Below are 22,885 nucleotides of genomic sequence, written 5' to 3'. Positions count from 1 at the left end.
AAGAGGAACTTCGATATGGCGAAGACAAGCGCAGTTGAAAAGAACAAGCGCCGCCGCAAGATTGCCGCGAGCCAGGCCGCAAAGCGTGCCGGTTTGAAGGCAATCATCATGAACCAGTCTCTTTCGATTGAAGAGCGGTTCAAGGCCACCCTGAAGCTGGCAGAACTGCCGCGCGATGGCTCCAAGACCCGTATTCGCAACCGTTGCGAAGTCACCGGTCGTCCGCGTGCATTCTATCGCAAGCTTGGAATGTCGCGTATCGCGCTTCGCGAGCTTGGCAACACCGGCAAGGTGCCGGGCGTTGTGAAGTCGAGCTGGTAAGGAGACGCCAATATGACGATGACTGATCCGTTGGGCGATATGCTCACCCGCATCCGGAATGGCGCAGCTCGCCGCAAGAGCTCCGTCTCCACTCCGGCCTCCAATCTCCGTGCCCGCGTTCTCGACGTTCTGCAGGCCGAAGGTTACATCCGTGGCTACAGCCAGGTCGATTACGGCAATGGCAAGTCTGAGCTCACGATCGAACTGAAGTACTACGAAGGTTCTTCGGTCATTCGCGAAATCGGCCGCGTATCCAAGCCGGGCCGCCGAGTTTATGTCTCGGTTAAGTCCATCCCGCAGGTCGCGAACGGCCTCGGCATCACCATCCTTTCGACTCCGAAGGGTGTGATGGCCGATCACCAGGCTCGCGAACAGAACGTTGGTGGTGAGGTACTCTGCTCCGTCTTCTAAGACGGGCAGGCGATCTCCATAGCGAACAGACAGGAAAAACTATGTCTCGTATCGGTAAAAAGCCCGTTCCGGTTCCGGCTGGCGTGACCGCCTCTGTCGAAGGCCAGAAGGTCTCCGTCAAGGGCCCGAAGGGTGAACTTTTCTTCGTCGCAAATGACGAAATCTCCGTGAAGCTCGAAGACAACGCTGTTGTCGTACAGCCGATCAACGACTCCAAGGATGCTCGGTCGAAGTGGGGCATGTCCCGCACGATGATCGAAAACATCCTGAAGGGTGTTAAGGACGGTTACGAGCGCAAGCTCGAAATCAACGGCGTTGGTTACCGCGCGTCGCTTCAGGGCAAGAACCTGCAGCTGGCACTTGGCTTCAGCCACGACGTCGTCTATGAGCCTCCGGTTGGCATCTCCATCGCTGTTCCGAAGCCGACCGAAATCATCGTGTCCGGCATCAACAAGCAGCAGGTCGGCCAGGTTGCCGCCGAGATCCGCGAATATCGCGGTCCGGAGCCCTACAAGGGCAAGGGCGTCAAGTATGCCGAAGAGCGGATCGTCCGCAAAGAAGGCAAGAAGAAGTAAGGATCGCGCGAAATGGCAAGCAGAAAAGAAGCACTTGTTCGCCGTGCGAACCGCGTACGGCGTCAGATCAAGGCGGTGGCAAATGGCCGTCCGCGTCTGTCGGTACATCGCTCTTCGAAGAACATCTACGCTCAGATCATCGACGACGTCGCTGGCAAGACCCTCGCGGCTGCTTCGACACTCGATGGCGGCCTGAAGGCCGAGCTCAAGACCGGCGCCGACATCGCAGCAGCTGCTGCCGTTGGCAAGCTGGTTGCTGAGCGCGCCGTCAAGGCTGGCGTGAATGAAGTCGTCTTCGATCGTGGCGCCTTCATCTATCACGGCCGCATCAAGGCTCTCGCCGAAGCGGCTCGTGAAGGTGGTCTGACCTTCTAAGATAGAATTTCCACCCGGACTTGCGTTCGGGTGGATTTCCGGCTTTAAGCCGGTCACACCGGATTCCACCTTGACCCGACAGGGCAGGGTGGAACTTTGCGTAATCTGCCGATTGCACCCGGAAAAGAAAAAGGAAAAGGACAATGGCACAAGAAAAGCGTGGTTCGCGCGATGATCGCCAGAACCGTGAAGAGCGCGACAGCGAGTTCGTCGACAAGCTTGTCGCGATCAACCGCGTCGCTAAGGTCGTCAAGGGCGGCCGTCGTTTCGGCTTCGCAGCCCTCGTCGTCGTCGGCGACCAGAAGGGTCGCGTAGGCTTCGGCCATGGCAAGGCACGTGAAGTGCCGGAAGCCATCCGCAAGGCAACGGAAGCTGCCAAGCGCGACATGATTTTCGTTCCGCTTCGTGACGGCCGTACGCTGCATCACGACGTCAACGGCCGTCATGGCGCCGGCAAGGTTCTGCTGCGCTCCGCCAAGGCCGGTACCGGTATCATCGCCGGTGGTCCGATGCGCGCCGTTTTCGAAACGCTCGGCATGCACGACGTCGTCGCCAAGTCGACCGGTTCGTCGAACCCGTACAACATGGTTCGCGCTACGTTCGACGCCCTGAAGCACCAGGTGCATCCGAAGGACGTCGCTGCTCAGCGTGGCCTGAAGTATGCTACCCTCCAGGCTCGCCGCGCTGCTTCTGGCAACGCTGCTGAAGAATAAGAGGAGTCTGAACCATGGCCAAGGCTACGAAGAAGACTGAAGCAAAGACGATCACGGTCGAGCAGATCGGTTCGCCTATTCGCCGTCCGGCAGTCCAGCGCGCAACGCTGGTCGGTTTGGGCCTCAACAAGATGCACCGGGTCCGCACCCTGGAAGATACCCCTTCCGTTCGTGGCATGATCCGTGCTGTCCAGCATCTCGTTCGCGTCGTCGACGAGAAGTGAGACGGGGGAAGTCATCATGAAACTGAATGAAATCAAAGACAACGAAGGCGCTTCCAAGGAACGTATCCGCGTAGGTCGCGGTATCGGTTCTGGCAAGGGCAAGACCGGTGGTCGCGGTGTAAAGGGTCAGAAGGCTCGTTCCGGCGTCGCCATCAACGGCTTCGAAGGCGGCCAGATGCCGATCTATCGTCGCCTGCCGAAGCGCGGCTTCAACAACATCTTCGCTTCTGAATACGTCACCGTATCGCTCGGCCGTATCCAGACTGCGATCGATGCTGGCAAGCTCGACGCCAAGGCAACGGTTGATGCCGCTTCGCTCAAGGCAGCCGGCGTTATCCGTCGCGTCAAGGACGGCGTTCGCGTCCTGTCCGGCGGCGAACTGAAGGCTAAGCTCACGATCGAAGTCGCCGGCGCCTCCAAGGTCGCCGTCGAGAAGATCGAAAAGGCTGGCGGTTCCATCAAGCTGCTCGAAGCAGCTAAGGAAGCCGCTGAATAAGTGACAGACAATCGCCCGGGGTGCTTCACACCGGGCGATTTTGCTCCCATATGTGAGCCTCACGATCCCAGGACGGAATGGACGTCGTTTCGTCTTCCGGGTCATCTGGAAAACAAGGGTGTGAGGCATGCGGTTGCTCGGCAACTTCTCCCCGCGCCCTGTTTTCTGAAAAACAGTTTGAACGAATAGCCTCCGGTTCGGACGGGTTTCCGTCGCCGGTCTAGGTTGGCGGAGAATTCTATGGCTTCTGCAGCGGAACAACTGGCCTCGAACCTGAACTTCTCGACTTTCGCCAAGGCGGAAGATCTGAAGAAGCGTCTGTGGTTCACTCTGGCCGCATTGCTGGTCTATCGCCTCGGCACGCATATTCCGCTGCCTGGCCTCAATCCGGAGGCCTATGCCGCCGCCTTCCAGGGGCAGTCGGGTGGTATCCTCGGTCTTTTCAACATGTTTGCTGGTGGCGCTGTCGAGCGCATGGCGATCTTCGCGCTGGGCATCATGCCCTACATCTCCGCGTCGATCATCGTGCAGCTGATGACGTCTGTCGTGCCGGCCCTCGAGCAGCTCAAGAAAGAGGGCGAGCAGGGCCGCAAGATCATCAACCAGTACACCCGCTACGGCACGGTTCTGCTCGGCACGCTCCAGGCCTACGGCATCGCCGTCGGCCTCGAATCGGGGCAGGGCATTGTTGCCGATCCGGGCTGGTTCTTCCGCATTTCGACCGTGCTGACGCTTCTAGGCGGCACCATGTTCCTGATGTGGCTCGGTGAGCAGATCACCTCGCGCGGCATCGGTAACGGCATCTCGCTGATCATCTTCGCCGGCATCGCTGCAGGTCTTCCGACCGCTGTCGCCCATACGCTGGAACTCGGCCGCACCGGTGCTCTGTCGACGCTGCTGATTCTCACCGTCATCGTTGTCGCGATCGGCGTCATCGCCCTCATCGTCTTCGTCGAGCGCGCCCAGCGTCGTCTTCTGATCCAGTATCCGAAGCGACAGGTCGGCAACCGCATGTTCCAGGGCGACACCTCGCACCTGCCGCTGAAGCTCAACACCGCAGGCGTTATCCCGGCAATCTTCGCCTCGTCGCTGCTGCTGCTGCCTGCAACGGCTGCTGGCTTCTCCGGCAACCAGGCGCTGCCCGGCTGGGCGACGACCATCATCGCGTCGCTGCAGCATGGTCACCCGATCTATATGCTGCTCTACGGTGCGCTGATTGCCTTCTTCGCCTTCTTCTACACGGCCATCGTCTTCAACCCGAAGGATACGGCCGACAATCTGAAGAAGCATGGCGGCTTCATCCCGGGCATCCGCCCCGGTGACCGCACGGCCGAATACATCGACTACGTCCTGACCCGCATCACCGTGGTCGGCGCCGTCTACCTCGTCTTCGTCTGCGTTCTGCCTGAAATCCTCATCGCACGCACGGGCATCCCATTAGCCCTTGGTGGTACTTCGCTTTTGATTGTTGTCAGCGTCACCCTTGATACTGTAGCACAGGTTCAGGGACATCTGATCGCCCAGCAATATGAAGGTCTGATCAAGAAGTCGAAGTTGCGTGGAGGAAAGAGGGGACGATGAGACTGATTCTGTTAGGACCGCCGGGCGCGGGCAAGGGGACCCAAGCCCAGCGGATCGTGGAGAAGCACGGCATCCCGCAGCTCTCCACCGGTGATATGCTCCGTGCCGCCGTATCGGCTGGCACGGAGGTCGGAAAACGCGCCAAGGCTGTCATGGACGCCGGCAAGCTCGTCTCCGATGACATCGTCATCGCCATCGTCTCCGAGCGCATCGATGCGCCCGACTGTGCCAATGGCTTCATTCTCGATGGCTTCCCGCGGACGCTTGTCCAGGCGGATGCCACCGAGGCGATGCTGAGCAGCAAAGACCTCGACCTTTCGGCGGTGATCGAGATCCGCGTCGATGACGAGATCCTGGCTGACCGAATCGCCGGCCGGTACACCTGCGCCAACTGTGGCGCCGGTTACCACGACGAGAACCTGAAGCCGAAGGTCGACGGTGTCTGCGACAAGTGTGGCTCGACCCACTTCAAGCGCCGCCCCGACGACAACCGTGATACGGTCCGCACCCGTCTGCAGGCCTACTACAAGGAAACCTCGCCGCTGATCGGCTATTACCACGCCAAGGGTAAGCTGCATTCGGTCGACGGCATGGGTGAGATCGATGCCGTCACCGGCGAGATCGAGGCCATCCTGGCCGGGCTCTGAAGCCTGTCAGTTCTAAGAATCTTCGCGGGGCCGGTTGCTTTTGTCGACCGATTCCGTTAAAGACCGCGCCAACTCGCGACATGACTGCGATCGGCGCGTTCTTCCAAAACGTTGGAAGACCGGGTTCGGTCGTTTTGGTTTGTTGAGAACCCGATTTGTAATTGCGGTCCATCTGGGCCGTGTAACGAGACACCACTTGCCGGATGGCAACTGGAAGCAAGGAGAATAGGCGTGGCACGTATCGCTGGCGTCAACATCCCGACTGCGAAGCGCGTTGTTATCGCGCTGACCTATATTCACGGGATTGGACCGAAGTTCGCATCGGAAATCATGGAGAAGGTCGGTCTTCCGGCTGAAAAGCGCGTTCACCAGCTGACCGACGCAGAAGTCCTCCAGATCCGCGAAACCATCGACCGCGATTACCAGGTCGAAGGCGACCTGCGTCGCGATACCGCGATGAACATCAAGCGTCTGATGGACCTTGGCTGCTACCGTGGCCTGCGCCATCGTCGTGGTCTGCCGGTTCGCGGTCAGCGCACGCACACCAACGCCCGCACCCGTAAGGGTCCGGCGAAGGCGATCGCTGGTAAGAAGAAGTAATTTTTCGCGGCATTGGGAAAAGGCAGTGGGCAGCAGGGTGACCTGGTGCCCACTGCCTTCATCCTGTTGCATCGATTGGTGTAGCCGCTGGCATTACGGCGGTGTTTAGATCAACTGAAAGGAAGACCATGGCCAAGGAAGCCACACGCGTCCGCCGTCGCGAACGCAAGAATATCTCGTCGGGCGTTGCCCACGTAAACTCGACCTTCAACAACACGATGATCACCATCACCGACGCACAGGGCAATGCTATTGCCTGGTCGTCTGCTGGTGCGAAGGGCTTCAAGGGTTCGCGTAAGTCGACCCCGTTCGCTGCCCAGATCGCTGCTGAAGACTGCGCCAAGAAGGCCCAGGAACACGGCATGAAGTCTCTCGAAGTGGAAGTCTGCGGTCCGGGTTCGGGTCGTGAATCCGCTCTGCGCGCCCTCCAGGCTGCCGGCTTCATGATCACGTCGATCCGTGACGTGACCCCGATCCCGCACAATGGCTGCCGTCCGCGCAAGAAGCGTCGCGTCTAATCATTCTTCGTCTTGCCGGGCAGGCGGTTCGCCTTCCCGGTGCTTCTCATATTCGGCCGTCACGATTGAATGGTGATGGCGAACGGAAGGTAAAATCATGATTCAGAAGAATTGGCAGGAACTGATCAAGCCGAACAAGGTGGAATTTTCCTCCTCCGGCCGCACCAAGGCGACCCTCGTCGCCGAGCCGCTCGAGCGTGGCTTCGGCCTGACGCTCGGCAACGCTCTGCGTCGCGTTCTCCTGTCGTCGCTTCGTGGTGCAGCTGTTACGGCTGTCCAGATCGACGGCGTTCTGCACGAGTTCTCGTCTATCCCGGGCGTTCGCGAAGATGTCACCGACATCGTCCTGAACATCAAGGAAATCGCCATCAAGATGGACGGCGACGATGCCAAGCGCATGGTTGTCCGTAAGCAGGGTCCGGGCGTTGTAACCGCCGGTGACATCCAGACGGTCGGCGACATTGAGATCCTGAACCCCAACCATGTTATCTGCACCCTCGATGAAGGCGCAGAAATCCGCATGGAGTTCACGGTCAACAACGGCAAGGGTTACGTCCCAGCCGAGCGCAACCGCGCGGAAGATGCACCGATCGGTCTCATCCCGGTCGACAGCCTCTATTCGCCGGTCAAGAAGGTGTCCTACAAGGTCGAAAACACCCGTGAGGGCCAGGTTCTCGACTATGACAAGCTGCTGATGACCATCGAAACCGATGGCTCCGTCACCGGTGAGGACGCTGTCGCTTTCGCTGCACGCATCCTTCAGGACCAGCTCGGCGTTTTCGTCAACTTCGACGAACCGCAGAAGGAAGCCGAAGAGGAAGCCGTCACCGAGCTCGCCTTCAACCCGGCGCTGCTCAAGAAGGTCGACGAGCTGGAGCTTTCGGTCCGCTCGGCAAACTGCCTGAAGAACGACAACATCGTTTACATCGGCGATCTGATCCAGAAGACCGAGGCAGAGATGCTGCGCACGCCGAACTTCGGCCGCAAGTCGCTGAACGAAATCAAGGAAGTTCTCGCTTCCATGGGCCTGCACCTCGGTATGGAAGTACCGGCATGGCCGCCCGAGAACATCGAAGATCTCGCGAAGCGTTACGAAGACCAATATTAATAACAGTGAAGGCAGCCTCTAAGCCTGCCTTTCCCCGTCAAACTGCGGGCGGATGCCCGTATGTGTCAGGAAACGGCAGCCTCTGAGACAGAGCCTGCACTTAAAGGAGAATAGCAATGCGCCACCAGAAAGCCGGCCGCAAGCTGAACCGTACCGCCAGCCACCGTAAGGCGATGTTCGCCAACATGGCTGCTTCGCTCATCACCCATGAGCAGATCGTCACGACGCTCCCGAAGGCGAAGGAAATTCGCCCGATCGTCGAGAAGCTGGTGACCCTCGGCAAGCGCGGCGACCTGCACGCTCGTCGTCAGGCGATCTCGCAGATCAAGGACGTCGATGCCGTCAAGAAGCTCTTCGACGCCATCGCAACGCGTTACGCCACCCGCAACGGCGGCTACCTGCGCATCATGAAGGCCGGTTTCCGCCTGGGCGACAACGCCGCCATGGCTGTTATCGAGTTCGTCGAGCGCGACGTTGACGCCAAGGGCGCAGCCGACAAGGCCCGCGTCGCCGCTGAAGCCGAAGTTGAAGCAGCGTAAGTTTCCTCCCGTAAGGGAAGGATGAAAAAAGCCGGGTGAGCGATCACCCGGCTTTTTTGCGTGTTGGGTGGCGGGACTAGCGGACCGAGAGGATAGTGTGGTCGCTCGTCGGGTCGGTTTCGACATGAACGATGCCACCGTCCATGCCGGGTAGGTGAATGCCGCAGGTGGATGGGTAGAAGCCCGAGGACCTGTAGGTGAATGTCAGTCTCCCATCGGCTACTTCGATGTTCCTCAGTTCGTAATCGCTGTTCCTGAGGTACTCGTGAACCTCGGAGATCGTGACCTTCTCGCGAGCGGCGTAGTTTCTGACAGCAGCTTTGTTGTCGTTTTCATTCCGCGCCTGCGCACACGTCATTCGATCCTTGCTTTTGACCTCGCTCGTCGGTTGGAAGAGGACGTATGCGGTCAGGCAATTCGCGCTAAGTGAGATGGCAAGAGCCAAAATCTTGAACATTGAATTTCCGCCATAAGTTGTAGCGGAATAGTGATCTCACAACGTGAGGCCTAAAATCTAGAGGGAGCTAAGCGACTGCCTCGATTGTGCAGTTGTGGCGGGATATCACGCATACTTGAACAGTTTAGGCGGTTCGATGGGAAATTCTTGATCTGCGTCAAGGGAGATCGCCAAGACAGCGCTAACCTCAACCCATCGAATTATCGATGTAAGTGAGGTTTCCCAATGGTTGACGCATCCATTTTCAGCAACGACAAGAACCATCTCATCATTCCGCCGCTCTCGACCTTTTATGACCGCATCGCCCAGCCCATGGCATGGACGATCTTCCGCCTCGCCGTTGGCGGCATGCTGGTGATCGAGGGATGGCCGAAGATCATGGCACCCTTCGCCCAGGTCGGCTTTGTCGAAAAGCTCGGCTTTTATCCGGGCTGGCTCTGGTCCCCGACACTCGCCGTCCTGCAGGTCCTCGGCGGCCTCCTGATCGCGCTTGGCCTCTTCACCCGCCCGGCAGCCCTGGCCAATGGTGTGATGCTGGCAATCACGCTCTATTTCCACATGGCCAATCCTTACGGTGACGCCTTCCTCACCCAGGCGGGCATCGACGCGCTGAAGGCCGGGAGCGAATTCTTCACCCCGCAAGCCATGGCGCGCCTCGCAGATGGCGGCCACACCTTCCTGCATCAGGTCCAGTCCAAGGCGGAACTGGCCTCACTCTTCTGGACCGGCGGCGCCTTCCTCTTCGCAGCCTTCGGTGGCGGTTATCTGTCGCTCGATCGTCTGATGTTCAGAAAGCAGTTCTGATCTTTGGCCCAATGCAAGGACATCCGGTCGAAAGGCCGGATGTCCCTTTTCATGTCAGCTGTCACCCCGGCTGCATTGCCCTGCACGATCCAACAGGAAAGCGCGCTCCCGATCATTGCCGCTGAGTGCTGCAGCCGTCGCGAAAGCGGTCCGCGCCTCCGCCAGACGCCCCAGCCGGAACAGGAAGTCCCCCTTCGCCGCATGCAGCGGCAGATAGTCGGAAAGCGAAGGCTCTTCCTCGATCTCTGCCAGCAGTGCCAGCCCCACCTCCGGCCCACGGGCCATCGCATGCGCCACCGCCCGGTTGAGTGCCACGACAGGCGAGGGGATCCGCTCCAGCAGTCGGTCATAGAGCGCAGCACTCATCCCCCAGTCTGTATCCGCAAATCTCGCGGCCCGCGCATGCACGGCGGCCAGCGCCGCCTGCAGCGCATAGACGCCATCCGCACCGCCCAGCTTTCCTGCCATCTCTAGCCCGGCCAGCCCGCGTTGGATCAACAGCCGGTCCCAGAGCCCCCGGTTCTGCGTTTCGAGCGTCAGCGCGCTGCCATCGGCTGCCACCCGCGCCTTGAAGCGTGATGCCTGCAACTCCATCAGTGCCAGCAGGCCATGCGCCTCCGGTTCCTGTGGTGCCAGCCCCACCAGGATGCGCCCGAGCCGCATCGCCTCTTCACAAAGCTGGACCCGGATCAGATCCTCGCCACGGCTGGCGGCATATCCCTCGTTGAAAACAAGGTAGATCACCTCCAGCACCGAGGCGAGGCGGGCGTCGCGCTCTTGTCCCACCGGCACAGCGAACGCGACATCGGCCTCCCGCAGGATCTTCTTCGCCCGGACGATCCGCTGCGCCACCGTCGTCTCCTGGGAGAGAAAAGCCCGGGCGATCTCCTCCGTGGTCAGTCCGCCGATGATCTTCAGTGTCAGCGCCGCACGCTGGTCCCGCGAGAGCAGAGGGTGGCATGCGGTGAAGATCAGCGACAGCCGCTCGTCGCCGATTGCGTCGTCGAGTGCGGCGTCGACGGTCGCATAATCGTCCGGACGGTCGGTCTCGATATCATGGGCAATTGACGGCTCATGCCGCGCCATCATCCGGCGTCGGCGCCAGAGATCAACAGCCCGCCGCTTTGCCGTCGTCATCAGCCAGCCGCCGGGATTGGGCGGTGTGCCGGATGCAGGCCATGTCGCGAGCGCCGTGACCAGAGCCTCCTGCGCCAGTTCCTCGGCAAGGCTGAGGTCACCAACATGTTTTGCGAGCCCGGCGATCAGCCGGACCCGCTCCATGCGATAGATTGCCTCGATATCCCGTGCTGCTGCCTCTGCGCCGGCTGCTTGCGGCCGCAAAGGTGAGGCGGTCGATTTTCCACGCTCTGTCATGAGCCGGAGTATGGCGGCCCCCTCGGCGCGGTCAACCGGGCTCATGGGGCCGCGTCCTGCATCAGCCCACACCGTTTTCCCGGCGCGCCAGGCCTTCCGCCGCGCGGTCATGGCTCGCCTGTCCCTCGGGCGTGGCGATCTCGGCGAAATCTTCCATCTCGTAGAAGGGCCGGATCTCGATCTCACTCGGTCCCAACATCGGATTTGGGCAACGCTTCACCCAGGCAACGGCCTCGTCCATGTCCTTCACTTCCCAGATCCAGTAGCCGGCGACCAGCTCCCGGGTTTCTGCGAAGGGGCCGTCGATCACGCGGCGGTCCGCTCCGTCAAAGGCGATCCGCTTGCCCATCTTCGACGGTTTCAGCCCGTCGCCGGAGAGCATGATGCCCGCTTGCACCAGTTCCTCGTTGAACTTGCCCATGTCTTCGAAAAGCTTCGGCGGCGGCATGATGCCTTCTTCGCTGTCTTCCGTCGCCTTCACCATCACCATGACACGCATGTCTTCTCTCCTCTCGTTCTCCGGACCGCTTTTGCGATCCTGCTTCCCCAACGAACGAGCTAAACCGATTTCGACACGGCATGCGAAAAAAATCGTACAAAGGTTGCCGTGATCACTTCGGAATGTGGATCGTCGCCCGGATATGCTTGAGCGAGGCGACGATGGTGAAGGTCATCATCACCAGCAGCGTCCACGAACTCCACTTGCCCAGATGCACCGTCGACCAGGCCCCCAGCTGGTTCGGATAGTGCCAGATCGCAAAGAAGGTGGAGATGTTCTCGGCCACCCAGATGAAGAAGCCGATCAGGATGAAGGCGAGTAGCATCGGCATCTGCCGATCCCGATCAAACGGCCGGAAGGTGACGGTGGTCCGGGCATAGAGGCCGATCGCGAGTGCTGCCAGATACCAGCGATAGTCGCCGATATAGTGGTGGGTGAAGAAGTTGAGATAGATGGCGAGCGCGACCCCGATGGCCATCCAGTAGGGCGGGTGGTGGCGGATCCGGACATCCAAGAGCCGCCAGGCCTGGATGATGTAGCTGCCCACGGCCGCATACATGAAGCCGGAAAACAGGGGCACGCCGAGCACCTTGCTATAGGCGAAATCGGGATAGGACCACGACTGGATCGCGCCCGACGTCTTGAACACCTCGAGCGCAAAGCCGACGACATGGAAAAGGCAGATCGCCTTCAGCTCGTCCATGGTCTCGAGCTTCGTCCAGACCATCCAGATCTGGATGGCAAGCGCAATGATCAGCAGCACGTCATAGCGCGGAATGCCGAAGACGCCGGCGCGCGGCACGACGAAGATCGAAACGAAGAACAGACCGGCAAACAGGCAGGCCCGCGCCTCCTTGATCCCGAACATCAGGAACTCGACGACGAAGCGACGAAAGCCGGTCAGCTGGGGATAGGGCGTCTGATCGACAAGTCTGCGGTCGAGTGCGCTGAGGAGGCCGCTTCGTCCATCTGCCACCAGTGTCATTGTCGACCGCCTTCGCTGTTGCATTCCGTTGCAACCTCACTACTAAGCGGCCATGGACGAAATCAAGGCATTGACGTTACTTCGCATACGCCGTCTGGGGATAGCGCTTGCCATCATCGCGTGTGGCCTCGGCTTGAGACTCGGCGGCTACGACATCGGCCTGCCGTACTTTCTGGTCAAATACGGCGGCTCGACCCTCTGGGGCGCGATGGTCTTCTTCCTCATCGCCATGCTCCTGCCGCGACAGCCGCTCGGTCGCCTGGCGATCCTCGCAATCGTCATTGCAGCTCTCACGGAGTTCAGCCGCCTCTACCACACGCCCTGGCTCGACGAATTCCGCCTGACGCTGGCAGGCGTGCTGCTGCTCGGACGCATCTTCTCCTGGTGGAACATCGTGGCCTATGGCCTCGGCATCGCCTTGGCTGCATTCTTCGAAGCGCGCCGTCTCACGCGCTCCGGCCGGTCACCACACTAACGGGTCGCACCCGCCATGCGCTTCGCCCGCCGACGCTCCATGATCTTTGGCCGCACCAGCCGGTAGCCGAGCAGCACGATCGTCACGACGATGTAGAAGGCCGCTTCCAGATCGATCACCTTCAGCGACAGCGCATAGTGAAGGATCGCCACGAGCAGGATCGGGTAGGTGAGCTTGTGGAGCTTGTTCCACCGTGGCCCAAGCCTGCGGATCGACCACTGGTTCGACGTCAGCGCGAGCGGGATCAGCATCAGCAGCCCCGCCATGCCGAGCATGATGTAGGGCCGCTTCAGGATGTCGCCGGCAATCGACGACAGGATCATGCCGCGGTCGAGCGTCAGGTAAACAGCGAAATGCGCCAGTACATAGTAGAAAGCGAGAAGCCCGAGTGCGCGTCGATAGCTAATTAGGTTAATGCCGAAGAGATCGCGCAGCGGTGTCACGGCAAGGCCAAGGCAGAGAAACCTGAGCGCCCAGAGACCCAGAAGATGCTCAAACGCGCGCACCGGATCGGCGCCCAGTCCCCCGAAGATCCCGAGATAGAAGGCATAAAGCCCAGGCAACAGCCCGACCGCATAAAGCGCCCACACGGAGGCTGGCTTGTAGCGGGCGGGCAGGGCGGGCATAGCGAGCGAAGCCATCAGAAGAACTTCGTCAGATCCATGCCGTCGTAAAGGCTTGCGACCTCGTCGGCATAGCCGTTGAACGGCAGTGTATCGATGCGCGCTCCGCCGAACAGGCCGTCGGCCTCGCCGATCCGTCGCTCGGTCGCCTGGCTCCAGCGCGGATGATCCACGGCCGGATTGACGTTGGCATAGAAGCCGTATTCCGACGGCTGGAGCTTGTTCCAGGTCGATGGCGGCTCCTGCTCGGTGAGCGTGATCTTGACGATCGACTTGATGCCCTTGAAGCCGTATTTCCACGGCACGACGAGGCGGATCGGCGCGCCGTTCTGGTTCGGCAGCGTCTCGCCGTAGAGCCCGGTCGCAAGGATCGCCAGCGGATGACGCGCCTCGTCCAGCCGCAAGCCCTCGACATAGGGCCATTCCAGCGCCTGGAAGATGCCGGCCTGTCCCTGCATTTCTTCAGGGCGGACAAGCGTTTCGAAGGCAACATACTTTGCCGAGCCCAGTGGCTCCACCCGGTCGAGCAGGGCCGAGATCGGGAAGCCGATCCACGGGATCACCATCGACCAGCCTTCCACGCAGCGCATCCGGTAGACGCGCTCTTCCATCGGGATTTCCTTCATGATCGTCTCGATGTCGATCACCTGCGGCTTGGCAACCAGCCCGCCGACTTCGATCGTCCAGGGCCGAGTGGTCAGCGATCCCGCATTGCGCGCCGGATCTTCCTTGCTCGTGCCGAACTCGTAGAAATTGTTGTAGGTCGTCACATCTTCCTTGGAGGTCAGCTTCTCGTCGAGCTTGTAGATGCTCGGCTTGGCCGCAAGCGGAGCGGCGATTGCCGGCGCGCCCAGGCCGACCGCCGCAACCCCACCGGCCGCGACGCCCATGAACTGCCGTCGCCTCAGATAGAGCGACTTCGGGGTGATCTCGGAACTGGCGATCTTCGGCGGCTGGTAAATGGGCATGGCAGACCTCTTGAGGCTCTCTCTGTCTCTCTAGATAGAAGACGCAAGCATAGAGACCAGAGTTTCACCGCCGCGAAAAGAAGCAAGGCAGGAACAATTTCGTGTAGGTCTGTCGTCTCGGTAAGCTGTAAGAATCTGCTCTGTCCGCCGACGGCGGTCAGCCGCACCAGGTCTCTTTGTGGCCTTCCCAGCGATGGGCCAGTCCGCGCGCGATCAACGCGTCGCCTACCGAGCGTCCGTCCTGCAGCACCACGCGCAGCTTGCGGCCATATTGGTCCACGTCCCGCCGTTCCCGGCGCTCCATGGTGAGGCCCCCGGCATTCAGGCTGTCGAGCAGTGCCACCTGAGCCTCAAGCCCGAGCGTGCGTTCCCGCTCGCATTCCGGGCGCCCGATCTCCGGCGTGTTGATATCAGAGATCCGGTATTTCACCGCCCGGTACCAGAAGGTGTCGCCATCAACGACGCAATTGACCCGCTGTGCGCCTGAGCAGGTGATGAAGCGTCCCTCGATCGGCTCTGGATGCGGTTCCACGGCGCCGGTGATGCTGTAATCGATGAATTTGTTGCCGGCTGGCACAACCAGGTAGGAATAGGGAAGTTTATCGAAATGAATGACGGCCAGTGCGGCGAGGCCGGCACACAGGAAGACGCGGCGCAGTTGGTAGAGCGCCTTGAACGGGCTCCAGCGTGGCGCAGGCTCGGGATTGAGCTTCTGGCGAGCATCTTTCAGCAGAATCACGCGGGCAGGTTTCCGGGTCATCATGACTCCCCTTTCCGCGGTAAACTCTAATAAACACATCTTGCCGCAGGCTTAAGCCGATCACTCAAATGCGAACGAAGTCGCAGGCTCCGTGACCGCCAGGCGTACCGATTTGCCCTTCGATGCTAGTGACAGGTGAGGGCGCATGGCTTAGATCAGTTCCAAAATGGCTGCCTTGCCTTGGCGCCCGGGGTGCAGGCATGGCGGCGAACAAGCCATCGAGGTGACACCCATGCCCGTCTATCGTTCGAGAACCACCACCCACGGCCGCAACATGGCCGGCGCCCGCGGTCTGTGGCGCGCCACCGGCATGAAGGACGGCGATTTCGGCAAGCCGATCATCGCGGTCGTCAACTCCTTCACCCAGTTCGTGCCAGGCCACGTCCACCTGAAGGATCTCGGCCAGCTCGTTGTCCGCGAAATCGAAGCGGCCGGCGGCGTGGCGAAGGAGTTCAACACCATTGCCGTCGATGACGGCATCGCCATGGGCCATGACGGCATGCTCTATTCGCTGCCGTCGCGCGAGATCATCTCCGACTCGGTCGAGTACATGGTCAACGCCCATTGCGCCGACGCCATGGTCTGCATTTCCAACTGCGACAAGATCACGCCCGGCATGCTATCGGCTGCCATGCGCCTCAACATCCCCGCGGTCTTCGTCTCCGGCGGCCCGATGGAAGCCGGCAAGGCGATCCTGCAGGGCCGCAAGGTGGCGCTTGACCTCGTCGACGCCATGGTCGCCGCTGCCGATGACAAGATCTCCGACGCCGATGTCGACGAGATCGAAAAGGCCGCCTGTCCGACATGCGGCTCCTGCTCGGGCATGTTCACCGCCAACTCGATGAACTGCCTCACCGAAGCGCTTGGTCTGTCGCTGCCCGGCAACGGCTCGACGCTCGCAACCCATGCCGACCGTAAGCGCCTCTTCGTCGAAGCGGGCCACCTGATCGTCGACATCACCCGCCGTTACTACGAACAGGACGACGAAAGCGTTCTGCCGCGCAACGTCGCCTCCAAGGCTGCCTTCGAAAACGCCATGGCGCTCGACATTGCCATGGGCGGCTCGACCAACACGGTTCTGCACATCCTGGCCGCTGCCCATGAAGGCGGTATCGACTTCACCATGGACGACATCGATCGCCTGTCGCGCAAGGTGCCCTGCCTGTCCAAGGTCGCCCCTGCCAAGCAGGACGTGCACATGGAAGACGTCCACCGCGCCGGCGGCATCATGCGTATCCTCGGCGAACTCGATCGCGGCGGCCTGATCAACCGCGATTGCCCGACCGTGCATGCTGAAACCCTCGGCCATGCCATCGACCGCTGGGACATCACCCGCACCAATTCCGAAACCGTGCGCGACTTCTTCAAGGCGGCCCCCGGCGGCGTTCGCACCACCCAGGCCTTCTCCCAGGCCTCGCGCTGGGATGATCTCGACACCGACGGCGAGAAGGGCGTCATCCGCTCCGTCGAACATCCCTTCTCCAAGGATGGTGGTCTGGCGGTCCTCAAGGGCAACATCGCGCTTGACGGCTGCATCGTGAAGACGGCCGGCGTTGATGAATCGATCTTGAAGTTCTCCGGTCCCGCCCGCGTCTTCGAAAGCCAGGACGCCTCCGTCAAGGCAATCCTGTCGAACGAGGTCAAGGCCGGCGACGTCGTCGTCATCCGCTATGAAGGCCCGAAGGGTGGCCCCGGCATGCAGGAAATGCTCTATCCGACGAGCTATCTGAAGTCGAAGGGCCTCGGAAAGGTCTGCGCGCTGATCACCGACGGCCGTTTCTCCGGCGGCACCTCGGGCCTCTCGATCGGCCACGCCTCGCCGGAAGCAGCCCAGGGCGGCGCGATCGGTCTCGTCCGCGAAGGCGACATCATCGACATCGACATCCCGAACCGCACGATCAACCTCGTCGTTGACCCGGCAGAGCTTGAACGCCGCCGAGTTGAACAGGACGCCAAGGGCTGGTTCCCCGAAGAAAAGCGCAAGCGCAACGTCACGACCGCGCTGAAAGCCTACGCCGCCTTCGCCTCGTCCGCCGACAAGGGCGCGGTGCGCCAGCTGCCGGAGTAAGGCGTCTACACACGTCAATCCGTCGGCATGACCGACGGGTTGACGTTAACCACTTCTCCACGTTGAACTTTCGAAAATCCGCCCGTTTGAATAAATCGCCTGGATACCCGGGAGATGGTTCATGACAGCGAGCGGCGTAAACCCCACCAGCGAGAGACTGGCCTTTCTCGATGGATGGCGCGGTCTGGCCATTCTGGCCGTGATGATCGGGCATTTCTTCCCGGTCCCGGGCTTTGAGTTCGGTTCATTCGGGGTCGAGCTCTTTTTTGTCCTGTCCGGCAGGCTGATGGCCGAGATCCTGTTTGTTCGCAAACTGGACGCTCTGGAGTTCCTCCGTCGCCGCTTTTCGCGCATCTACCCGGCCCTGCTGTTTTTCGTATCCTGCGTCAGCATTCCGGCCCTGCTGAGCGTGGAACTGATGCACACACGCGAGCCGCTGGCACAGCTACCTGACATCGTCGCGGCGCTCACTTTCACCTCAAGCTATCTCGAGCTTTTCTACGCGCGCGGCCTGGTGTTCGCTCATACCTGGTCGCTGTCGGTCGAGGAAAACAGCTATCTCGTCCTGCTGGCGCTTGCCTGGTTCACCCGTCGCAATACGCGGCTGGCGATGTACTGCATGATTGGAGCTGCGATCCTGTGCGTGGTAAACGGCGTGATTTCCAGCGAGCATTTCGGCCAGCGCGAAGAACTGGTCTATTGGCGCACCGACGTCCGCATCGCTTCGATCCTGATCTCCGCCTCGACCTTTCTTGCGATCCGCGAGTTTGACCTAAGGCGCTTCATGCATCCAGCAATCACGGTGCTTGCCCTGCCTTTGGCCCTGATGATGTTTGCCGAGCAGACCCCCGGTTATATCAAATATGGAGCGGCGACGCTTCTGTTGGCCTGGAGTGTCAACGCGCTCGACGAGTCCCCGAAACTGATAAGGGAGGCGCTTTCGTTCAAGCCGCTGGTGTCTCTCGGGCTCGTTAGCTATTCTCTCTATCTTTGGCAGCAGCCATTTTATGTTGCGGCTGGCCGGTTCCGGGACATGGGTTTGATCTACGTCCTCGTGCTTGTCATGGCCGCCCTGTGCTGTGCCATCGGTAGCTATCTGTTTATCGAGGGGCCTGCGCGCAGGTTCATCAACGGCATCGATCTTCGCCGGTACCGACTCAGGCACTCATCCACGGGAACCGTCGAATGGTCCGGTAACGAGCCGACCAGCCGCTGACCGATCGGGGCATTCCCGGCAATCGTGTCTCCGGCGCTCAATTGCTTGCCAATACCTTTTGTAATCAGGAGCCAAGATGACCGTCCCCTTCAGCCTTGTCGGCATCGACCACGTCGTCTTCATCGTCGACGACATGGAAAAGGCGCTCCGCTTCTATCATAACGTCCTCGGTTGCCGCCCCGGCTACACCTATCCGGCGCTCGGCATGGAGCAGGTCTGGTGCGGCAGTGCCTTAATCGTGCTCTGGGACATTACCCATCCCGGCGGCCACAAGGCTGCCCCGCCCGTCGCAGGCGGTCGCAACGTTGACCATATCTGCATCGCAACCGGCCCCTTCGACCATAACGAGCTGCGCGCCCATCTCGCCCGCCACGGTGTGGCGATAGACCGCGAAGCCCTCCACGGCGGTGCCCGCGGCATCGGCCATTCCTTCTATGTGAAGGACCCCTTCGGGAACACGATCGAGATCAAGGGCCCGGCCGAATATCCGGATGGATGCGCCTGACGCCTCGCCTTAATCCCGGTAGCTCGGATCTTCCTTGTCCAGGCACGACTTCAGATAGGCGAAGTGCTTCTCCGCCATGCCCCGATACGGAATCCACCCGTCCGAGGTGCCCTGCGCAATCTCATCCGATAGCACGGCCAGCGGCTGGCCGGTCGAAAGCGCCAGCACCATCGTCTGCGCTGCCTTCTCGAAGAAATAGAGGTCCTCGAAGGCATCCGCCACCGTCTCGCCGGCAACCGAAACGCCGTGATTGCCCATGACCAGCACCGCCTTGCCGCGGATCATCTCCGCCAGCCGTTCGCCTTCCTCCGCCGCGTCGGCGATGCCGCCAAAATCGAGGTCATAGCCGATCCGCCCGAAAAACCGCGCCGTGTTGTTGTCGAGCGGCAGAAGCGTCGGGTCCTTGAGGCAGGACAGCGCTACCGCATAGGGCGAATGGCAATGCAGGATCACCCGCGCCTCCGGCAGCATCCGGTGCAGCGTGCCATGCACGGTCCAGGCCGACGGATCCGGCGCATTGGGCCGGTTCATCACGCCAGGGTCATCTGCATCGAGCAGCAGCAGATCGCTCGCCTTTACCGTGGCAAAATGCTGCCAGCGCGGATTGAGCAGGAATTTTCGCCCATTGGCGGAGACCGCAGCGCTGAAATGATTGCCGACCGACTCGCTCCAGCCGAAGCGATGGCAGAGCCGGAAGGCCGCCGCCAGATCCTGACGCAGCGTGGTTAGATCAGCCTCATCGAGCATGTCGTTGACCGAAGGGGAAATATTCATGCCTTGAACCGCCCTTCCGTCGTCAGCGCCCGATAGGTCGAGCGCATCTCCTCGCGATCGGCGTAGCAGCCGCGCAGATAACGATCGCCGCTGGTCGCCGAATAGGCCATGCGGCCATGTACGATGCGGTGGTTGTCGAACACCATGCAGTCCCCCGCCTTCATCAGGAAGCGCATCATGAACTTGTCGTCCTGCAGCATTTTGCCGAAGCGGCAGAAGGCCGGGTAATAATCGTCGAGCACGGTCTGCGGCAGGTCGAACAGATCGGCCATATGCTGGCTGATCGTCAGACCCGAGACCTCGCCATGTTTGTCGAGTTCGATCACCCGCTGCCGCGAGCGCATGTCGTAGGTGTCGTGTTCGCAGAAGAACGGAATATCGATCTCCGACAAGAGCTTGAACCCCTCAGGATCGATCTCGCGGAAGGCATTGGCCACGGCAACACCATCTGAATAGATGCTCATCCCGCCCTCGACGGTATTGGCCCGACAATGCAGAAACTGGATGCCCGGCGCATGCTCCTCCGCCGGCGTGTCGGTATGCAGCTCCAACGCCTTCGCCGTATAGGCGGTGTTGGTCGGGTTGATATGCGTCTTCACATCGAAATATTCGCCGAAGAAGGTCGGCCGCACATGGCCCATCAGCTTGACGGTCTCGGTCAGCCCTTCGTTGCTGTCGGGCATGTCGGTGACGATCGTCAGCCCCTCGACGATCATCGCCTCCAGCCATTCCGCAACCTTCTTCGGATCGCGCATCAGCTCCGGCTGCGAGAAGCGCGGGACATCAGGATAGTGGTCGCTGAACCAGGCCTTGCGCGGCAGGTCGGCGGGGTCAGGCCGATGTTTGCCCTCGGTGTAGAGCGCCAGCAGCGACAGCGGAAAGCGCGACACATGGTTCTCACCCGCCCAGCGGATCACCAGCATGCCGTCCTCGATCTCGGCGCTATCGGCGCGCGGTGCGGCCGACAGATGAAAGATGTCGAAGCTGCGTTCGCGCGTCGTGCTGTCGAAGGAGGAGGGGCAATTGTCACGCAGCCAGTAGTAATTGAAATAGGCCTGCCCACCCTCGGAAAGCGGCAGGTGAAGCCCCTTGTCGGCAAGCGTGACGGCCCCGGTCGCAACATGCATATTCACAGCGGTTTTCCTTAAGTCTGGACAGCGGAAGAGAATATCGGATTTGACGATCATCATCCGACTTTGCAGGCGAGGCCAGAGCGATTATGCTTATGCTGAGTTAAGCTGGAGATTAAGTTGAGCCGTCTGCCACCCCTGCGTCTGCTGACCACCTTCGAGGCCGTCGCCCGGCTCGGCTCGATGCGCGAGGCGGCAAGCGCCCTGAACGTCACCCAGCCTGCCGTAACGCAAGCCCTGAAGGCGCTGGAAGAGCATGTCGGCGCCGTCCTGATCGATCGCTCGACCCGTCCGGCAAGGCTCACCGAACCCGGCCAGCAGCTCGCCCGCGCCACTCGCGACGGCCTAGACCTCATCGCCGACACCATCGAGGAAATCCGCAGCAGCACAGGCCTCGAAGACCAGCGCCTGACCGTCGCCTGCACCATGGGCCTCGCTACTCACTGGCTGATGCCGCGCCTCAGCGATTTCTACGCCCGCCATCCCGGCTTCTTCGTCAATGTCCAGGTGCCCCCCACCGACCTGCCGCAGATGTGGCCCGGCACCGATCTCGTCCTGCGCTACGGCCGCGGCACCTGGACCGATGGCACGACGCTCCGCCTCTTCGACGAGACTGTCTGCCCCGTCGGTCGCCCGGCATTGGTCGAAAGCCTGCTGTCAAAAGGCGAGGGGCTGGACGCTGCCCCGCTGATCCATGTCCGCACGGTCGAAGCGCGCCACTGGGAAGGCTGGACCGACTATCTCGCCCGTCGCGACCTCCCCAAACCGCGCGGCCCATCTCACATCTTCGACAACTACGTCCAGGCCGTCCAGGCAGCCCTCGACGGCCGAGGTCTGATGCTCGGCTGGCGCTCAATCACCGACACCCTCGTCGCCGACGGCAGCCTCAAATCCTGGCCCGATGGAGCCCTCGGCCTCGGCACCGCCTATTTCGCCACAGTCGCACCGGCGGCGGCAAAACGCCCGGCGGTCAAGGCGTTTGTGGCGTGGTTGGGGGAGGGGATCGAGAGTGGGGCGTCGAGAAGTGAAGAGAAATAGGAAGTTAGGAAAATAGCGAAGTCATTGCTGTTGGATGTCTCCCCTAGGAAGGGGCTGCGTCTCGCGAAGAATATCAAGCGGGATGGCCTTTTTACCTCTCCTTCGAGAGGCCGCTGTCCGGCACGCCCAAGGGCTCTAACAGGCAATCAGAACACCCGAAGTGCGGACCGCTCGATATCGGCCCTGAGCATGGGGTGCAGGCTATTCCGAGTCGTGAGATCTATAGTGATCGAAAGCTCCTGCTCCAGAAACTGCTGGATGCCGATGAGTTCGATGAGAGAGAACTTTCGGGCTGGATCATGGTCGATGAACAGGTCCAGATCACTTGTTGGCTTGGCTTCGTCGCGGGCCGTCGAGCCGAAAATGAATAGCGCGGTCGCTCCCATGCCCTGGACCCTTGGGGCAAGCCAACGGAGCTTCGCTAGGGCTTCAACCTGCTTCATGATTACATATTACCACACGGTATCTTGCCCGTCACTTTGGGTGCTCTGCCTGCCTCTTGCCTGAAACAAGGAAATTCCTTACTTTCTGGGGAGAGGTAGCTTTATGATCACGAGCAAGCTGAGCAGCAAGGCGCAAACCACGGTTCCCCAAGCCGTTCGGGCGGCTCTCCGGTTGAAGGAGGGCGACGCAATCGTCTACACGATCGAGGCTGACGGCCGCGTCCTGTTGTCACGAGCCGCGTCGGATCACCCATTGGAGGATCCCTTCGCCACTTTCTCCGAATGGGACAGTGAAGCGGATAGGCGCGCGTATGCCGACCTTTGAGCAAGGCGATATCGTGCGCGTTCCCTTTCCCTATACAGATCGCGACACGCGTCAGCGAAGGCCGGCTTTCGTCGTTTCGAACGGTGGAATTGGCGAAGGCGAGGGCCTTTTGTGGGTTGCCATGATCACCTCTGCGGAAAACCGCCCTTGGCCGCAGGACGTTGTCATTCCCGAGCATCTGCAAGCCGGCTTGCCGGCACCTTCGGTCGTGCGCCCGGTGAAATTGGCGACTGTCGAGGCGCGCAATGTGGAGCCCTTGGGTGCCGCATCTCCATCGATGACAGCTGCTGTGCTGACAAGAATATCTGAGCTGCTGGGTCGTAGTTGAGTTCC

Annotated in this window: 31 protein-coding genes; 21 read left to right on the top strand and 10 right to left on the bottom strand. The window is 60.9% G+C overall.

Annotation, left to right across the window (positions count from 1 at the left end; genetic code table 11):
* The first annotated feature begins 15 nt into the window (after window positions 1-15).
* From rpsN to rplQ, 13 genes are all read left to right on the top strand, one after another.
* The gene (rpsN, locus tag AC02Y0_RS09765; RefSeq protein WP_102019772.1) at window positions 16-321 is read left to right on the top strand and encodes a 30S ribosomal protein S14; all 306 of its coding nucleotides are present in this window, start codon (window positions 16-18) and stop codon (window positions 319-321) included.
* A 12-nt stretch (window positions 322-333) separates the two neighbouring features.
* Window positions 334-732 carry a 30S ribosomal protein S8 gene (gene rpsH, locus AC02Y0_RS09760; RefSeq protein ID WP_102019773.1) on the top strand — a complete coding sequence of 133 codons (399 nt, stop codon included), beginning with the start codon at window positions 334-336 and terminating at the stop codon, window positions 730-732.
* 41 nt (window positions 733-773) lie between these two features.
* Window positions 774-1,307 (top strand): 50S ribosomal protein L6, encoded by a 534-nt coding sequence (rplF, locus tag AC02Y0_RS09755; protein WP_102019774.1) that lies wholly within the window; start codon window positions 774-776, stop codon window positions 1,305-1,307.
* A 12-nt stretch (window positions 1,308-1,319) separates the two neighbouring features.
* Window positions 1,320-1,682, top strand: a complete 363-nt coding sequence (gene rplR, locus AC02Y0_RS09750; protein ID WP_054150972.1) for a 50S ribosomal protein L18 — start codon at window positions 1,320-1,322, stop codon at window positions 1,680-1,682.
* Between the two features lie 143 nt (window positions 1,683-1,825).
* Window positions 1,826-2,395 (top strand): 30S ribosomal protein S5, encoded by a 570-nt coding sequence (rpsE, locus tag AC02Y0_RS09745; protein ID WP_102019775.1) that lies wholly within the window; start codon window positions 1,826-1,828, stop codon window positions 2,393-2,395.
* 14 nt (window positions 2,396-2,409) lie between these two features.
* Entirely contained in the window at window positions 2,410-2,619 is a 210-nt protein-coding gene (gene rpmD / locus AC02Y0_RS09740) for a 50S ribosomal protein L30 (protein ID WP_006728669.1), read from the top strand.
* Between the two features lie 16 nt (window positions 2,620-2,635).
* Window positions 2,636-3,115, top strand: coding sequence for a 50S ribosomal protein L15 (rplO, locus tag AC02Y0_RS09735; RefSeq protein ID WP_102019776.1), 480 nt, complete (start codon window positions 2,636-2,638; stop codon window positions 3,113-3,115).
* Between the two features lie 240 nt (window positions 3,116-3,355).
* Complete coding sequence (gene secY, locus AC02Y0_RS09730; RefSeq protein WP_102019777.1) at window positions 3,356-4,696, top strand: preprotein translocase subunit SecY; 1,341 nt, start codon at window positions 3,356-3,358, stop codon at window positions 4,694-4,696.
* Window positions 4,693-5,343, top strand: coding sequence for an adenylate kinase (locus AC02Y0_RS09725; protein ID WP_476383676.1), 651 nt, complete (start codon window positions 4,693-4,695; stop codon window positions 5,341-5,343). The genes secY and AC02Y0_RS09725 overlap by 4 nt, the downstream gene beginning before the upstream one ends.
* A gap of 231 nt (window positions 5,344-5,574) precedes the next feature.
* Window positions 5,575-5,943 (top strand): 30S ribosomal protein S13, encoded by a 369-nt coding sequence (rpsM, locus tag AC02Y0_RS09720; RefSeq protein ID WP_006728664.1) that lies wholly within the window; start codon window positions 5,575-5,577, stop codon window positions 5,941-5,943.
* A gap of 128 nt (window positions 5,944-6,071) precedes the next feature.
* Window positions 6,072-6,461, top strand: a complete 390-nt coding sequence (gene rpsK / locus AC02Y0_RS09715; protein ID WP_015915761.1) for a 30S ribosomal protein S11 — start codon at window positions 6,072-6,074, stop codon at window positions 6,459-6,461.
* Between the two features lie 97 nt (window positions 6,462-6,558).
* Window positions 6,559-7,569, top strand: coding sequence for a DNA-directed RNA polymerase subunit alpha (locus tag AC02Y0_RS09710; protein ID WP_006728661.1), 1,011 nt, complete (start codon window positions 6,559-6,561; stop codon window positions 7,567-7,569).
* Between the two features lie 116 nt (window positions 7,570-7,685).
* On the top strand, window positions 7,686-8,108 hold the full coding sequence (gene rplQ / locus AC02Y0_RS09705; RefSeq protein ID WP_476383675.1) for a 50S ribosomal protein L17: 423 nt from the start codon (window positions 7,686-7,688) through the stop codon (window positions 8,106-8,108).
* Window positions 8,109-8,184: 76 nt separating this feature from the next.
* Here the strand turns inward: rplQ and AC02Y0_RS09700 are convergent, their stop codons facing one another.
* The gene (locus AC02Y0_RS09700; RefSeq protein ID WP_476383674.1) at window positions 8,185-8,565 is read right to left on the bottom strand and encodes a hypothetical protein; all 381 of its coding nucleotides are present in this window, start codon (window positions 8,563-8,565) and stop codon (window positions 8,185-8,187) included.
* 225 nt (window positions 8,566-8,790) lie between these two features.
* Between AC02Y0_RS09700 and AC02Y0_RS09695 the strand changes: the two genes are divergently transcribed.
* Complete coding sequence (locus AC02Y0_RS09695) at window positions 8,791-9,369, top strand: DoxX family protein (RefSeq protein ID WP_102019781.1); 579 nt, start codon at window positions 8,791-8,793, stop codon at window positions 9,367-9,369.
* 54 nt (window positions 9,370-9,423) lie between these two features.
* Here AC02Y0_RS09695 and AC02Y0_RS09690 read toward each other — a convergent pair whose 3' ends face one another.
* The 3 genes from AC02Y0_RS09690 to AC02Y0_RS09680 all read right to left on the bottom strand — a co-directional run bounded on the left by AC02Y0_RS09690 (window position 9,424) and on the right by AC02Y0_RS09680 (window position 12,227).
* Complete coding sequence (locus tag AC02Y0_RS09690; protein ID WP_476383673.1) at window positions 9,424-10,788, bottom strand: RNA polymerase sigma factor; 1,365 nt, start codon at window positions 10,786-10,788, stop codon at window positions 9,424-9,426.
* A 16-nt stretch (window positions 10,789-10,804) separates the two neighbouring features.
* Window positions 10,805-11,242, bottom strand: coding sequence for a YciI family protein (locus AC02Y0_RS09685; RefSeq protein ID WP_476383672.1), 438 nt, complete (start codon window positions 11,240-11,242; stop codon window positions 10,805-10,807).
* A gap of 112 nt (window positions 11,243-11,354) precedes the next feature.
* The gene (locus tag AC02Y0_RS09680; protein ID WP_476383671.1) at window positions 11,355-12,227 is read right to left on the bottom strand and encodes a DUF817 domain-containing protein; all 873 of its coding nucleotides are present in this window, start codon (window positions 12,225-12,227) and stop codon (window positions 11,355-11,357) included.
* A 52-nt stretch (window positions 12,228-12,279) separates the two neighbouring features.
* Here AC02Y0_RS09680 and AC02Y0_RS09675 point away from each other — a divergent pair, with 52 nt between their 5' ends.
* A complete protein-coding gene (locus AC02Y0_RS09675; RefSeq protein WP_476383670.1) occupies window positions 12,280-12,702 on the top strand; it encodes a ribosomal maturation YjgA family protein in 423 nt (140 codons plus the stop codon).
* Here the strand turns inward: AC02Y0_RS09675 and msrQ are convergent.
* The 3 genes from msrQ to AC02Y0_RS09660 all read right to left on the bottom strand — a co-directional run bounded on the left by msrQ (window position 12,699) and on the right by AC02Y0_RS09660 (window position 15,053).
* A complete protein-coding gene (msrQ, locus tag AC02Y0_RS09670; RefSeq protein WP_476383669.1) occupies window positions 12,699-13,343 on the bottom strand; it encodes a protein-methionine-sulfoxide reductase heme-binding subunit MsrQ in 645 nt (214 codons plus the stop codon). The two genes, AC02Y0_RS09675 and msrQ, sit on opposite strands and share 4 nt — an antisense overlap.
* Window positions 13,343-14,293 (bottom strand): protein-methionine-sulfoxide reductase catalytic subunit MsrP, encoded by a 951-nt coding sequence (gene msrP / locus AC02Y0_RS09665; RefSeq protein WP_476383668.1) that lies wholly within the window; start codon window positions 14,291-14,293, stop codon window positions 13,343-13,345. The genes msrQ and msrP overlap by 1 nt, the downstream gene beginning before the upstream one ends.
* Window positions 14,294-14,450: 157 nt before the next feature.
* Window positions 14,451-15,053 (bottom strand): thermonuclease family protein, encoded by a 603-nt coding sequence (locus AC02Y0_RS09660; RefSeq protein ID WP_476383667.1) that lies wholly within the window; start codon window positions 15,051-15,053, stop codon window positions 14,451-14,453.
* A 232-nt stretch (window positions 15,054-15,285) separates the two neighbouring features.
* Here AC02Y0_RS09660 and ilvD point away from each other — a divergent pair, with 232 nt between their 5' ends.
* The 3 genes from ilvD to AC02Y0_RS09645 all read left to right on the top strand — a co-directional run bounded on the left by ilvD (window position 15,286) and on the right by AC02Y0_RS09645 (window position 18,842).
* Window positions 15,286-17,121, top strand: coding sequence for a dihydroxy-acid dehydratase (gene ilvD / locus AC02Y0_RS09655; protein ID WP_476383665.1), 1,836 nt, complete (start codon window positions 15,286-15,288; stop codon window positions 17,119-17,121).
* Window positions 17,122-17,242: 121 nt separating this feature from the next.
* Window positions 17,243-18,337 (top strand): acyltransferase family protein, encoded by a 1,095-nt coding sequence (locus AC02Y0_RS09650; RefSeq protein WP_476383664.1) that lies wholly within the window; start codon window positions 17,243-17,245, stop codon window positions 18,335-18,337.
* A gap of 76 nt (window positions 18,338-18,413) precedes the next feature.
* Complete coding sequence (locus AC02Y0_RS09645) at window positions 18,414-18,842, top strand: VOC family protein (protein ID WP_476383663.1); 429 nt, start codon at window positions 18,414-18,416, stop codon at window positions 18,840-18,842.
* 9 nt (window positions 18,843-18,851) lie between these two features.
* On the opposite strand, the gene AC02Y0_RS09640 is transcribed toward AC02Y0_RS09645, so the two are convergent.
* Together AC02Y0_RS09640 and AC02Y0_RS09635 are read right to left on the bottom strand one after the other, a co-directional pair.
* Complete coding sequence (locus AC02Y0_RS09640) at window positions 18,852-19,616, bottom strand: class II aldolase/adducin family protein (RefSeq protein WP_476383662.1); 765 nt, start codon at window positions 19,614-19,616, stop codon at window positions 18,852-18,854.
* Entirely contained in the window at window positions 19,613-20,743 is a 1,131-nt protein-coding gene (locus tag AC02Y0_RS09635) for a TauD/TfdA family dioxygenase (protein ID WP_476384005.1), read from the bottom strand. Before AC02Y0_RS09635 ends, AC02Y0_RS09640 begins: the two co-directional genes overlap by 4 nt.
* A 123-nt stretch (window positions 20,744-20,866) precedes the next feature.
* Here AC02Y0_RS09635 and AC02Y0_RS09630 point away from each other — a divergent pair, with 123 nt between their 5' ends.
* The gene (locus AC02Y0_RS09630) at window positions 20,867-21,784 is read left to right on the top strand and encodes a LysR substrate-binding domain-containing protein (protein WP_476383661.1); all 918 of its coding nucleotides are present in this window, start codon (window positions 20,867-20,869) and stop codon (window positions 21,782-21,784) included.
* A gap of 146 nt (window positions 21,785-21,930) precedes the next feature.
* On the opposite strand, the gene AC02Y0_RS09625 is transcribed toward AC02Y0_RS09630, so the two are convergent.
* Window positions 21,931-22,227: a nucleotidyltransferase family protein gene (locus AC02Y0_RS09625; protein WP_476383660.1), complete on the bottom strand. Its 297-nt coding sequence runs from the start codon at window positions 22,225-22,227 to the stop codon at window positions 21,931-21,933.
* 103 nt (window positions 22,228-22,330) lie between these two features.
* Between AC02Y0_RS09625 and AC02Y0_RS09620 the strand changes: the two genes are divergently transcribed.
* A complete protein-coding gene (locus tag AC02Y0_RS09620; protein ID WP_476383659.1) occupies window positions 22,331-22,552 on the top strand; it encodes a type II toxin-antitoxin system PrlF family antitoxin in 222 nt (73 codons plus the stop codon).
* Entirely contained in the window at window positions 22,539-22,880 is a 342-nt protein-coding gene (locus AC02Y0_RS09615) for a type II toxin-antitoxin system PemK/MazF family toxin (RefSeq protein ID WP_476383658.1), read from the top strand. Before AC02Y0_RS09620 ends, AC02Y0_RS09615 begins: the two co-directional genes overlap by 14 nt.
* Window positions 22,881-22,885: the final 5 nt, after the last annotated feature.

The organism is Allorhizobium sp. nf9_anc (genome assembly GCF_056323085.1).
The sequence above is the reverse complement of the archived record's forward strand: the minus strand, read 5'-3'. Positions and strand labels throughout refer to the sequence as shown.